Origin of the sequence: Candidatus Poriferisodalis sp. (assembly GCF_965208485.1) — a bacterium.
In the GTDB taxonomy this organism is placed as follows: Bacteria; Actinomycetota; Acidimicrobiia; order Acidimicrobiales; family Poriferisodalaceae; genus Poriferisodalis.
This window is the reverse complement of the sequence record NZ_OZ242344.1, coordinates 3,959,840-3,972,444: the sequence shown is the minus strand read 5'-3', so window position 1 is coordinate 3,972,444 and position 12,605 is coordinate 3,959,840. Positions and strand designations below refer to the sequence as shown.

The window sequence follows — 12,605 nt, the reverse complement described above, 5'->3', positions numbered from 1 at the left end:
CAGGATGCGCTTAGCGGTCTTGGTCTCGGGGACCGGTTCGATCCTCGAAGCAATGCTGGGACGCGATCTGCCAGTGATGCTGGTAGGTGCCGATCGGGCGTGCAGGGGGCTGTCGATTGCGCATGATGCGAGCATCGAGACGATCCTGGTGGGACGTGACGACTGGGTGGCCAGCGGGACCGATGCCTCAGGCAGGCGCGGCTTCGACCGCGACGGCTACAGCTGCGATCTGGCCCGGAGGCTTGCCGGCGCAGGTGCGGACGTGGTCGCGATGGCGGGCTTCGGGACGATCTTGGCCGACTCGTTCTTTGCCTGGGGCAGCGGGCGCTACCGAGGCCGAGTTCTGAACACGCACCCGTCGCTGCTGCCGGCATTCCCGGGTTGGCATGCGGTGCGTGACGCCTTGGCGGCGGGGGTCTCCGAGACGGGCTGCACGGTGCACATGGCGATTCCCGAGGTGGATGCCGGCCCGATGCTGGCCCAGCAAGCGGTGCCAGTGTTGGACGGTGACGACGAGGCTGCGCTGCACGAGCGCATCAAGACAGTCGAACGGGAGTTCTATCCGGCCACGATTGCGGCGTTCTTGGAGCGGTGCGGGCAAGAACGGATCCTGGAAGGGCAGCCCCGATGAGAGCATTGATCTCGGTGTGGGACAAGACCGGCGTGGTGCAGTTCGCGGCACGGCTGTCGGACCTCGGATGGGAGATCGTCTCGAGCGGCGGGACCGCTGCGGCGCTGACCGATGCGGGCGTGTCGGTGCTGGCAGTCGAGGACGTCACAGGCAGTCCCGAGATGCTGGACGGCAGGGTGAAGACGCTGCACCCGCGCATCCACAGCGGGATCCTGGCGGACAGATCCAAGCCGGCTCATCTGGCGTCACTGGACGCCCACGGCATCGCGGCGATCGATCTGGTGGTGTGCAACCTGTACCCGTTCCGGTCCGATCCGGGCCCCGAGATGATCGACATCGGCGGACCGGCGATGGTGCGGGCTGCCGCGAAGAACCACGGCGACGGCACGGTCGGCGTGGGCGTGGTGGTAGACCCAGCAGATTACGAAGCGGTGCTGGCCGAGTTGGGCGAGCACGGTGCGCTGAGCGCGGCCACCCGGCGCCGGCTGGCGCGGGCTGCCTTCGCCCATACCACGGCGTACGACGCAGCGATCGTGAGATGGCTGGATGAACCGGTCGGCGGGGATCGAGACGGGGACCGAGCGGGCAGCAATTCTGGCTCGGAGCCCACTCCTCTGCCGCCGACGGTGCACCTCGCCTTGGAGCGGGCGGACGAGTGCCGTTACGGCGAGAACCCGCACCACTTCGGGGCCCGCTACCGCCCTGTCGGCGAATCGACATGGTGGGACCACGCCTACCAGCACGGCGGGCTGGGGCTGAGCTACCTGAACTTCTTCGACGCCGACGCGGCGTGGCGGATCGTGCACGACCTCGGCGACGCCGAGGCCAGTTCGGCCGTGGTGATCGTCAAGCACGCCAACCCATGCGGAGCGGCAGCCGGCGACGAGCTGGCCGACGTGTACCAACGGGCGTACGACTGTGACGCCCGCTCAGCGTTCGGCGGCATCGTGGCCTTCAACCGGATCGTCGACCTCGACACAGTGGAACGGATCGAATCAGCGGCACAAGCCGATCTGATCATCGCTCCCGGCTATGAGGACGGTGCCGTCGAGCGCATCGCTGCAAGGCGGCGCAACACACGGGTGCTGGAAGCGCCCCGGCCCGACGCTGCGGGACTGTCGCTGCGCCAGATCAACGGCGGATGGCTGGTGCAGTCGCCGCATGCGTTCGCCTCTGCGCCCGAAGACTGGCAGGTGGTGACCGAACGACGGCCGACGGCGGGCGAGTTGGCCGATGCCCGTTTCGCCTGGCGGGTGTGCGGGCACGTCACGTCCAATGCGATCGTGCTGGCACGGGACCGCACGGCGTGGGGCATCGGCGCCGGCCAGCAGAACCGGGTGGAGTCCGGTCGGCTGGCAGCGGCGAAGGCCGATGGACGGGCGGTCGGCGGGGCCTGCGCCAGCGATGCGTTCTACCCGTTTCCCGACGGCGTCGAGGCCGCATCGGAGGCCGGCGCGGCGGTGGTGGTGCAGCCCGGCGGCGCCCTGCGAGACGACGACGTGATTGCCCGGGCCAACAAGCTCGGCCTCGCCATGCTGTTCACCGGCGAGCGGCAGTTCAGGCATTAGCGACAGCGCGTGCCGGACCACTCAGACACACCAGGGATGCGACAGCGCGTGCCGGACCACTCAGACACACCAGGGATGCGACAGCGCGGCACCGCGATCGCTGCGGTGATCCTGCTGCTGACTGCACTCGTCGTGCAGCTGCCCAGTCCCGCAGGCGCACAGGCGGCATCAACCGGGTCGGCGGTCCTGCCGCCACCGGACGTGCTGGGCGACTGCACCGACGCCGTGCCTGTGATCGTCGCGTCCGACGCCGCCGCGCAGTCTGACATCTACTCGGCGGTCACGCTCGCCGGCGTGCTGGAGGCGAAGCGCTGCATCGTGCTGGCAGGCGGTCGCGACGAGCCGTTCCCGGAAGACCAGCTCGACAGACTCGCCACAGCGGCAGCGGGCGGCTATGTGGTCGGCGGGCATGCAGCCGTACCGGACGACAAGCTGTCGGGCCGCAGCATGACCCGCGTGTACGGCGCGGATCGTTGGGAGACCGCAATCGCGGTGGGCGACGTCGCGGCAGCACTAGCAGCAGAGGGCGAACCCGGCGCCTCGGACGGCGCCGAAGATGAACCCGACAGCGACACGCCTGCCTGGCAGCAGCGACTGGCAGCCGAGTTCTCGGCCGCGCTGCGATCCAGCGAAGCGCCCCAGGACATGTGCATGTCGCTGTATCGCAACGGCGAGCCGATCTTCGAGCACGATGCCAGCACACCGCTGCTGCCGGCGTCGCTCATCAAGCTCGCGACCGCCACGGCGGCACTCAGTGAGCTGGGCGCAGACACGACCTTCACCACTCGCGTGGTTGCCGATGCCGACGCGCTCGCTGCGGTCAGCGACGGCGTGCTGCGTGGCGACATCTACCTGATCGGCAGCGGCGACCCCGTCTTGGCCACACCCGGTTACATCAACCGGATAATCCCCGAGCGCCCCTACACCGACGTGACCGAACTGGCGGACAGCGTCATGGCGAAGCTCAGCGCTGCAGGCATCGACACCATCGAAGGGGCGATCGTCGGGGACGGGTCGTGGTTCGCCGACGGAGAGCAGACCTACACATCGCACTACCCGCCCGGCGCGACGCCAGAAACGCCGCCGGTGTGGAAGCAGTCATACATGTCGGAGAACTTGGTCGGCGTCCTGTCGGGGCTGGTCATCAACGACGGCTACTCGCCCTACACCGTCAGCCGGCGCAGTCACACCCGAAGCGCCGACGCAGCCCAAGCAGCGGCGTCGGACTTCGACGACCTGCTCGAAGCACACGGCATGGTGATCCGTCACCGGCCCCGCTCTGGTCGCGCCCCATCGGCAAGCGAGGTGACCTCGCTGGGCAGCATCACCTCGCCGACGGTGGAGGAAATCCTTGTGCGGATACTGAGAATCTCGGAGAACACCCCGGCGGAAATGCTGTTCAAGCAGATCGGCCGACGCCACGGCGACTCGTCCCGGGCGGCCGCTGCAGCAGCAGCGACAGACGCGCTCAGCGACATCTTGGGAACGGCAGCCGACGAAATCGTCTTGGTCGACGGCTCGGGGCTGTCAGTCCACAACCGCATGAGCTGCGAGGCAGCCGTGCGACTGCTGCTGTCGGCTGGCGACGATTCCCGCTTTGCGGCGTCACTGTCGATCGCGGGTCGTACCCCGACGCTGCAAGGCTGCGGGCCACGTCCTGCTCCGGGTGGCGGCTCGACCAACACGATCTTCGCCAAGAGCGGCCAGCTCAACGACAGTTCGTCCATCGCCGGCGTCAGCACCACGGCCAACGGCGACGTGCTCACCTTCGCCATGATCGCCAACGAGTCACTCATCATCCGCCTAGGGAGCTGCAACACACTCCGCCAACTCACCCTCGACGCCATCGGCCGTTACACCTACGGCCCCGACAGCTGATCACCGCCGCCGAACCCGACATCGGCAGCCTCCTCATCTGAGACCGCCAACCCTGACCGATGCTGCCTGAAAAACTGGCTCTTCGCGTTTGCGCGTGGAGTAGTCCGGTGAGGGTGCGGGTGGCGCGGTAAGAGCATTAGCAGGCCGCACGCGCCACCGGAAGAGACGAACTCGTCTCGCGCCACTGACACAGCGGCGCGGAACGCCATCGCGCTAAAGAGCTACCACCACTCGTTCATCGGCTTGCGCGAGATCATGCGGGCGTTGCCGGTGTCGGGGAACCAGGCCAGCTCTCGGTTGCCGCCGACGGCCGCAGATCGACAGTCGACTCCGTTGAGTCCGACGCTGTGGGCTTGGTGCCCGATGGGCTGGCATTGGCTGCGCGGCACGGTGCGGCCGTCGGTGCCGGTCGGGTAGCCGGCCGGCAGTCCGGCTGCGGCGATTCCCTGGGAAGTGAACGCGTCGAGTGCTGTGCCATCGTCGATCTCGATTTCGACGAGATGCGGGGCGCTTGCGGGGTCGACGTCGTGGATGTTGACGGGACGGTCGTCGAACCGGCTCAGTGCGTTTGCGCGGGCAGTGTCGATGTCCGCGTTGAGGTACAGGCACTGCAGCCCGGGCGGGTTCCATCTGCCGCCTGGGGGTCGTGCTGAGTGGGAGGCGTCGAGCGGGTCTCGCCAGCGCCAATCGACGACGCGCAGATAGCGCCCGCCGATGCCCGAGGTCAAGAAGTTCATGCAGTCGTGGAGTAGTCGAACATCTTCTCGATGTCGCGCAGCAACCACTCGTGCTCGTCCGCTGCGATCAACTCAAGCATGGTGCGGTCTTCATAGGCAGGCGCGCTGCGGCGGGCCACGATCGACGGCATGCCCTCCCGCAGCCGGTAACGCAGGATGTCGGCTATCTCGACGATGGTCGCGATCTTGGGGAGCCGCTGCGACGGCGGGCCGCTGACGAGCCACTTGTCGACGGCTTGGCGTGTGACCCCCATGAGCTCAGCGAACGCACCGCTCGACAGGTCCAGCGTGGCCATTGCGCGGCGCAGCGGAGTGGCGCTGTTGCGCTCGAACTCGATGTCTCCCATCGCCTTGGAGAACCACGCCAGATAGTGTTCATCGATGTCGTCGCGTGCACGAACGCACTGATGCGGCAGACCTCCGGCAAGCCCGCGGACTCTGTCGACGAGCACTGTTATGGCGCCGATACCGTCAACCGACGGTGCGATCCAAGGCAGCTGTACGAAGACGGGCGAGATCAGCGCATACGCAACAGCCGGCGACATGGCGAACTCGGAGTAACGGGCCTGCATCTCGACCAGCGCCGACGCCGCCGATTCGACATTGCTGCGGTACCGCCGCAGGATCGCGGGGTTCGCATAGTCGCCGAGCATCGGCATCAGGAAATCCAATGCAGCTACGACGTCCGGCACCTCGCGCGCGGCTGCTTGGGCGGCGTCTTCCAAGTCACTGCCGAAGAGAGTGTCCAAGCGGTCCACACAGCAATCATACCGCAACTCGACAGCAACACATTTCGTTGCCAGTTGAACCTGTTCAGGGCTGGCGCTGCTGGATACTGCCTTGTCGGGCCAAGGCGCCCAAGCGCTTGGCAGTTATCTGCTGTATCTGTGCGGCTGTCCGGGGTGGGGGTGCTTGAGGATGCATTGCCTTCTTGATCTCACGCCGATGTGCTGGCAATGGGATGAGGTGTTGGCCGGCTGGTTGGACGATGCGCCAGTGATCGCCTCATCCACGGCCGTCTCGACTTCTTGTAGGGCAGCACCTGTCGCGCGAGGCGAAAGCAGCGAACCGCACTCGCGTTCTCGTGTGCTCATGATGTCTGCCAGCCGTTCGACGGGTTCGATCGCATTCAGATGGGCTGGCAGCATCTCGGCTTGCTTGATGACAGCCTTCGGCAACGAACTTGCAAGCTCGTCCATGCGTTCCAGCAGATCGGCGGCGGGCAGTTTCAGCGCCATCGCGCATGACTGCCACTCGTCGAGTCTCATTGAGTACGCGTCGTATGACTCGCCCGACTTCATGGCCATCTGCAAGTACTGAAGCGCTTCGTCGTCTCGCCAAGGTGCCATCGAGCAGATGTCGTAGAGCGGGGCGAACCGGACAAGGTAGCCACGCAGCTGGACGCTGTAGTTCTTCGCGTGTGCATCCGGTGCGAGCAGGATCCAGTTGGCCAGCAGCGCATCTCTGAAACGTGATATGTCGAGGTGCGCCTGCTGCGACTCGCCGCGCAGCAAGTCTGCGGTCACGGCCGGTGACGGGCCGCCGTCCCATTGGTACTTGCGGTCCGACGGCGTGCCGGTTGCTTGGCACATGTCCTCTTGGTGAACGCGCCGCAGAACGCCACCAGCGTCAATACGGCGGTCGAACCTGCGCACAGCGATCGCGCGCTCGCCACCCGCTTCGACGATCTCCGTCTCGGCCGCATCGATCCCGACATCTCGCAACGCAGACATGCACACATGCTCCACGACATCGTTGGAGTCGAAGCTCGGCAGCGCAATCTTCACGATGTGCGTCGACGGCGTATTCCCGTAGGGGACACCCCAGGTGCCCTCGGGGCTCTTGTGAATGGCGACCTTCGTCTGAGCACCGGAGAGACTGAACGACAACGGCTGGCCGACTTCCTGCTCCCATGCGACAGCGCCCCGCCTCAGGGCATGGAGGCTTCTTTCCATCGCGGTCTCATCCATGGGGGTGACACCGCTTCTACGCTCAAGCACCGACTCGGCGTTCTCGGGACGACAGAACTGAACGGCACCGGCACAGTCGGCGCCGATCTCGGTCGCCAACAGGTCGACGGGATGCTGGCTTGCTGCACCGTGGGCGCGCCCTATCTCCCTTCGCAGGTCCAGCAATGGCGGCAGCAGCCCGTCAAGCCAGTCTCCGACATCGTGCTCAGGCATGCGCAGCGGGAAGGCCAACGACAAAGGCGTCTGCCCGTGATCGTCTGCGTATTGCTTCTCGTAGTGCAGCTTCGCGGCGTTCCGGCGTCCTTTGGTGATGTGTCCCGTTATGCGCCCGTGCATGAGCACGGTCAGGTCCGCAGTCATGATGTCAGCGACGATTCGGAGTCGTCGTTGTTATTCGGCCAGCTCTCGTAGGGATGAAGAGAGACGCTGCACTCCAAGACCGCTAGCACCTTGAAGACGTTCTGCACGCCGACGGATCGATCAGCTCTCTCGAGGTCGCGCAGGCAGAACAGTGACACGCCAGCTCGTTCCGCGAGTTCTTTCTGCGTCAGATTCTTGTGCTTGCGAATCAAGCGGATGCTCGAGCCGAGCCGTGTCGGCGTCGTCACTCCGGCAAGCGATGGAAGGCTGCTCTCGGAGTGCATGACATTTCTGCCTTTCCGTTGCAAGCTCGGAATGATGAGTATATCTGCTTTTTCTCTAGAGACGTCAAAAGATGCGTATATCTGTCATGCGCATTCGGAGACGCCGCGGAGTTCGGCGGGTGCGGCGCCGGTCTTGCGCACCTATATGCCGCCAAGAGCATCTCTCACTGCCTGCTGCCCCGCACGGCCTAACGCTGCGCTCGAGCGTTGTCGTACGGCGTTGCTGCCTGGGCTGTGCGGGTGGAATGGGCACGGGACGGTCGTGAGGCGGCGCTTGCATTGGCCGCGGTCCTGCGGCAGGCGTTGTCGGCAGATGAACACTCTGGAAGACGGGTCGGCGGACGTTGACGATCTGGTCTTCGGCTTCTTGGATTGCTTCGAGGCACGTGACGGCTGGACGAATGCATGGCGGACATCCTTGCATCGCTGTCGGATGAGCTGGTCCAACCGCTGCACAGCCGGCGCTGTCCGGTCAGCGTGATCAAGCTCGCTGACTGCCGCTCTGATCGCGTCAGGAACGCCATCGAGCATCTCGAGCGCGCGTTCAACGGTCTGTTCGCGGTCGAGTCCGAGTGTGTCGGCCATCAGTTCCCATCCCGAGACCGCCGAGCACGCCGGTCCGCTGCGGCCTGCGCGGGCTCAGCCCGATAGACGCCCTCCGGGCCGCGGCCGCGTTCCAGCTCCCGGTACACCGTCGAAGGAGCACGGCCCAACAGCCCCGCCACCGGTCGGCGGCGGGGCGGGCTGACGGGGTGCTGGTTTGTGTGCGGCACTTGGGTGGGCATGTGCTGCGCGATCCGGAAGGGGGGGTAGATGAGTCAATGCTTCACAGCTCCCGTATTCCTTTGATTCCGTCACGGGCCAAGTCGCGCGTTTGATTCGCGGACATTGTCAAAATCCAAACAGGAAGCCAAGCGCGGCACCGTTCGACTCGACTCGACTTGTAGCCAGATGGTTGTAGCCAGATGGGTTTTCCCTTCGAAACTGGACGCCGGCGAGCGTGCCGAGCCGGTTCGGCATTTCTCGATCAGGATCTGTCGCGTCAGGTGCAAGCGGCACCACCGACGCTGACCCGATCCGAGAGCCGCTGCCCGAAGCAGACGCGGAATAGTTCGCGGGTCAGCCGAGGAGGCCCAAGCCTGCGACGGTGTCGCGTTCGTCGACCAGCTCGGCCCAGGAGGCCTCGATGCGGGAGCGGCTGAACTCGTCGAGCTCGAGACCGGTCACCACGTGGTATTGGCCGCCGGAGACGGTGACCGGGTACGAGGTGATGATGCCCTCGGGGGCGCCGTAGTCGCCGGTGGACGGGATGCCCATCGACACCCAGTCGCCGCCGGGCGTGTCCGACGCCCAGTCGCGCATGTGATCCACCGCGGCCGACGCCGCCGACGCCGCCGAGGAAGCACCCCGCGCATTGATGATGGCCGCGCCGCGCTGCTGCACGGTCGGGATGAAGTCGTCCTCCAGCCACGCTTGATCGTCCACCAGGGCTGCTGCGTTGTGGCCGCCCACCTCGGCATGGAAGATGTCGGGATACTGGGTGGCGGAGTGGTTGCCCCAGATGGTCATGCGGGTCACGTCGTTCACCGACACGCCCGCCTTGGCAGCGAGCTGGGCGACGGCACGGTTGTGGTCGAGGCGGGTCATGGCGGTGAACTGACCGTCAGCAATTCCGGGCGCATTGCGCATGGCGATCAGGCAGTTGGTGTTGGCCGGGTTGCCCACCACCAGCACCCGCACCGAGGGGTTGGCCGAATCGCTGAGCGCCTTGCCCTGCACGGTGAAGATGCCGCCGTTGGCCTCGAGCAGGTCGCTGCGCTCCATGCCGGCCTTGCGGGGCATCGAGCCCACCAGCAGCGCGTAGTCGGCACCCTCGAAGGCCTCGTTGGGGTCCGAGGTGCCGGTGCGTGACGCCAGCAGCGGGAAGGCGCAGTCGTCGAGCTCCATCATCACGCCGTCGAGCGCGCCCATCGCCGGAGGGATCTCCAGCATGCGCAGCTCGACGGGCTGTTCAGGGCCGAGCATGGCGCCCGAAGCGATCCGGAACAGCAGGCTGTAGCCGATCTGGCCGGCGGCACCCGTGACAGCAACTCGTACGGGATCGTTCACTGCACTCTCCTGGTTCGACGCGCCGGGCACGCCTCCCGGCTGCGGGCGTTTCTAGCGCAGCGGCAACGCCGCCGCACCTGCGTCACCGCCGTCCTCATCGAGCGACACCGGCGCCGGTCTTGGATGTGTCTCAGCCGGCCGCGGCGGCGGCGTCGACGGTGTTGGCCAGCAGCATGGCCCGGGTCATCGGGCCGACGCCGCCGAGGCGGGGCGTCACCCAGCCGGCTACCTCGCCGACCGACTCGTCCACATCGGACAGGATCCTGCGGCCCTCGCGGGTGATGCCGCCGCCAATCACCGCTGCGCCCGGCTTCACCATGTCAGGTGTGATGAGGCCGGGCACGCCAGCCGCCGCGATGACAATGTCGGCCTGGCGGGTGTAGGTGCCCAGGTCAGCGACACCCGTGTGAACGACCGTGACGGCTGCATTGGCGACCGGCCGCTTCAGCGCCATCAGCAGCGCCATGGGCCGGCCGATGGTGAGGCCGCGGCCCACCACGACCACATGGCGTCCCTCCACCGGCACGCCATAATGCGCCAGCATCACCTGGATGCCCCGTGGCGTGCACGGCAGCGGGCCGTCGACCCCCATCACGAGGCGGCCCAGGTTCACGGGGTGCAGGCCGTCGGCGTCCTTGTCGGGATCGATGGCCAGCAGCGCCGCTTCCTCGTCGAGCTGGCGGGGCAGGGGAAGCTGCACGATGTAGGCGTGCACCGCCGGGTCGGCGTTGAAGCGCTCGATGACCGCGTCCAGATCGGCCTGGGCGATGTCGGCGGGGAGTTCCTCGTGAACCGAAGATATGCCCACTTCGCCGCAGTCGCGGATCTTGGCGCCCACGTAGCTGTGCGATGCGGGATCGTCGCCCACGAGGATCGTGCCAAGCCCCGGCCGCAGGTCTTCCTGGGTGATCCGGATGCGCAGGTCTTCCTTGATCTGTTCGGCCAGCACCTGACCGTCGAGCAGCACTGCAGTCACGGCGAGCCACCGTAGTGGCGCTGCGCTGGGATGCTTGCCCTCAGACGCAGTCCTATGAGGTCACTCCAGTGATCGGCGGCACCGCGCCACTGCTCAGCGAGGCGGCGTCGACCCTGGCGGCCCGCCACTCAACAGCACTTCTTTGACTGCGGCATGCACGTCGGCCTGGGTCCACCCAGCAGACGTGGCCTCAGCAACAATCCGCAGGGCCTCCAGAGCCAGATTCGACGAGTCCTCGGCCGCGTCGAGTACCTCCAACAGGCTGTTCTGCAACTCGTAAGCCGTTGACTGACCCGAGGCGAGCCAGCGTTCAAGGAGATCAACGGTGGTCTGAGAGGGGCGTGAAGCCCCGATCGCCGCCGTATGCGCCATGGGCACGACTGTACACAGCAGCTTTCGCCGGTCCTGATCGAATTCGTTTCTCGTAGGCAGGCGTGCTCGGGCAGTCTGCTCGCGATGGAGCGCACGCGATTGACCTCGGCCGGCGAGCTGCGGGCTCTGTTCAACGTATTCATCCTTCCTCGGGTTCGACACGGCGAACTCGATGAACTTGTGCTGATGAGCGCTGCGGCGGCAGCTACATCGGGACAGCCGCCAGGCACGGTCAGTGAGCTTGTCGGCTACTACGAAGCTGGACAGCGAGTTGCCGTCGCGCATCGCTTCATGACGCCCGACGGCGAAGTGGCAGCGTCTGGCAAGCCTGATCCCAAAGAGGTGCGCTGGCAAGGCGAGCTCTTGCGTCTGACGGAGCATGCCGACTGACCACGCCAACGACCAGCTGCGAGGCACAACAGCCCCCGGGCTCGTGCCTCAGCCGTTGTTCTGAAACGCTGAGCCGCGGGTGCGGGCCGTGTGGCGCCGGTGCAGCCGGCGCAGGGCTGGCGATGCTGCGGCGAGCGCCCGGTCGGCAGCCCCCAGCACCCGGCCCGCCGTGCCGGGGGTCTCGTTGTCGATGAGGTTGCCCATGACCTGCAGGGTGAGCCGTGCAATGGCATCGGTGCCCACCGCCAGTCGCAGACCGGTCCGCAGAATGCGCGGGTGGCCAATCAGGAACGAGAAGCGCCGACCGGTGCGCAGGAAAGCATCGAAGCGCTCAGCCACGAGGCGGTCATAGGTGTCGGGCACTGCGGCGGGGTCGGCCGCGAAGAGATCGGCAGCGAGGATGCCGGTCTCGAGGCCGTAGTCGATGCCCTCGCCGTTCATCGGGTTGATCAGCCCGGCCGCGTCGCCGATGGCCACCCAGCCGGGACCGTGCCGCCGCACCGCGCTCATCGGCAGGCGCCACGCCCGGGGACGCTCCAGGTAGGGGCCGAGCTGCCAGCTCTCGGCCACCAATTCGCGGTAGCTGTCGCAGAGCCGGTTCAGGTTCAGCTTCGCGAAGCCCTTCATGGTGCTGAGCGCGCCGACGCCGATGTTGACGGTGCCGTCGCCGGCGGGGAAGAGCCAGCCGTAGCCGGGCACCGCGGTGCCGTCGGGGTCGCGCAGCGTCAGGCACGCCTCGAGGTACTCCTCGGCGTGGCGGGGTGTTTCGGCGTAGGTGCGGATGGCGAGGCCAAACGGCTCGTCGGGATCGCGCAGCGCACCCAGCATCCGGGCCGCCTGGCCCTGGGCGCCCGCTGCCAGCACGACCAGATCGGCGGTCCAGCGCTCACCGCCGGCGGTGACGCCGACCGCCCGCCCGTCCTCGAGCATCGGCAGCGCCTCGGTGCCGAAGCACAGCTCAGCACCGGCCGCCGCAGCGCCGTCGCACAGCGCGCTGTCCAGCCGGCGGCGGGGCCACACCGCCCCGTAGGGACCGAATTGCCCGTTCGCGGGCCAGTCCAGCTCGCGCGCCCGCTGCCCGGCGATCATGCGCAGCCCGGCGATGCGGTGTGCCTCGTCGAGCGAAATGCCCAGCTCGTCGAGCGCCGCAACCGCACGCGGTGTCAGACCGTCGCCGCAGACCTTGTCGCGCCCCGGTGCGCCTTTCTCGAACGCGGTGACATTGATGCCGGCCCCCGCAGCGCGCATGGCCGCCGCCGCACCGGCGGGGCCAGCCCCGATCACGATCATGTCCCGGTGCGGCACCGCTACAGCCTGCCGAACCCGGCGC

Annotated in this window: 12 protein-coding genes; 4 read left to right on the top strand and 8 right to left on the bottom strand. The window is 67.0% G+C overall.

All coding sequences use genetic code 11. The features are described 5' to 3' along the window. Positions 1–4: 4 nt before the first annotated feature. The 3 genes from purN (at position 5) to ACOGXQ_RS18220 (ending at position 4,077) form a co-directional block, all read left to right on the top strand. Positions 5–631, top strand: a complete 627-nt coding sequence (gene purN / locus ACOGXQ_RS18230; RefSeq protein WP_419945025.1) for a phosphoribosylglycinamide formyltransferase — start codon at positions 5–7, stop codon at positions 629–631. After that, positions 628–2,199 (top strand): bifunctional phosphoribosylaminoimidazolecarboxamide formyltransferase/IMP cyclohydrolase, encoded by a 1,572-nt coding sequence (gene purH / locus ACOGXQ_RS18225; protein WP_419945024.1) that lies wholly within the window; start codon positions 628–630, stop codon positions 2,197–2,199. The genes purN and purH overlap by 4 nt, the downstream gene beginning before the upstream one ends. A gap of 75 nt (positions 2,200–2,274) precedes the next feature. Further along, positions 2,275–4,077, top strand: coding sequence for a D-alanyl-D-alanine carboxypeptidase (locus ACOGXQ_RS18220; protein ID WP_419945023.1), 1,803 nt, complete (start codon positions 2,275–2,277; stop codon positions 4,075–4,077). Positions 4,078–4,298: 221 nt separating this feature from the next. Here the strand turns inward: ACOGXQ_RS18220 and ACOGXQ_RS18215 are convergent, their stop codons facing one another. The 7 genes from ACOGXQ_RS18215 to ACOGXQ_RS18185 form a co-directional block, all read right to left on the bottom strand. Then, positions 4,299–4,814 (bottom strand): RES domain-containing protein, encoded by a 516-nt coding sequence (locus ACOGXQ_RS18215; RefSeq protein ID WP_419945022.1) that lies wholly within the window; start codon positions 4,812–4,814, stop codon positions 4,299–4,301. After that, on the bottom strand, positions 4,811–5,572 hold the full coding sequence (locus ACOGXQ_RS18210; RefSeq protein WP_419945021.1) for a helix-turn-helix domain-containing protein: 762 nt from the start codon (positions 5,570–5,572) through the stop codon (positions 4,811–4,813). The genes ACOGXQ_RS18215 and ACOGXQ_RS18210 overlap by 4 nt, the downstream gene beginning before the upstream one ends. A gap of 114 nt (positions 5,573–5,686) precedes the next feature. Further along, positions 5,687–7,144 carry a HipA domain-containing protein gene (locus tag ACOGXQ_RS18205; RefSeq protein WP_419945020.1) on the bottom strand — a complete coding sequence of 486 codons (1,458 nt, stop codon included), beginning with the start codon at positions 7,142–7,144 and terminating at the stop codon, positions 5,687–5,689. Continuing rightward, entirely contained in the window at positions 7,141–7,392 is a 252-nt protein-coding gene (locus ACOGXQ_RS18200) for a helix-turn-helix domain-containing protein (RefSeq protein WP_419945019.1), read from the bottom strand. The genes ACOGXQ_RS18205 and ACOGXQ_RS18200 overlap by 4 nt, the downstream gene beginning before the upstream one ends. Before the next feature lie 1,155 nt (positions 7,393–8,547). Continuing rightward, complete coding sequence (locus ACOGXQ_RS18195) at positions 8,548–9,537, bottom strand: malate dehydrogenase (RefSeq protein ID WP_419945018.1); 990 nt, start codon at positions 9,535–9,537, stop codon at positions 8,548–8,550. Positions 9,538–9,667: 130 nt separating this feature from the next. After that, on the bottom strand, positions 9,668–10,513 hold the full coding sequence (locus ACOGXQ_RS18190; RefSeq protein ID WP_419945017.1) for a bifunctional 5,10-methylenetetrahydrofolate dehydrogenase/5,10-methenyltetrahydrofolate cyclohydrolase: 846 nt from the start codon (positions 10,511–10,513) through the stop codon (positions 9,668–9,670). 93 nt (positions 10,514–10,606) lie between these two features. Then, the gene (locus tag ACOGXQ_RS18185) at positions 10,607–10,885 is read right to left on the bottom strand and encodes a hypothetical protein (RefSeq protein ID WP_419945016.1); all 279 of its coding nucleotides are present in this window, start codon (positions 10,883–10,885) and stop codon (positions 10,607–10,609) included. An 84-nt stretch (positions 10,886–10,969) separates the two neighbouring features. Between ACOGXQ_RS18185 and ACOGXQ_RS18180 the strand changes: the two genes are divergently transcribed. Next, positions 10,970–11,275 (top strand): hypothetical protein, encoded by a 306-nt coding sequence (locus tag ACOGXQ_RS18180; protein ID WP_419945015.1) that lies wholly within the window; start codon positions 10,970–10,972, stop codon positions 11,273–11,275. Positions 11,276–11,323: 48 nt separating this feature from the next. Here the strand turns inward: ACOGXQ_RS18180 and ACOGXQ_RS18175 are convergent, their stop codons facing one another. Further along, positions 11,324–12,580, bottom strand: coding sequence for an NAD(P)/FAD-dependent oxidoreductase (locus ACOGXQ_RS18175; protein ID WP_419945014.1), 1,257 nt, complete (start codon positions 12,578–12,580; stop codon positions 11,324–11,326). Between the last annotated feature and the right edge of the window lie 25 nt (positions 12,581–12,605).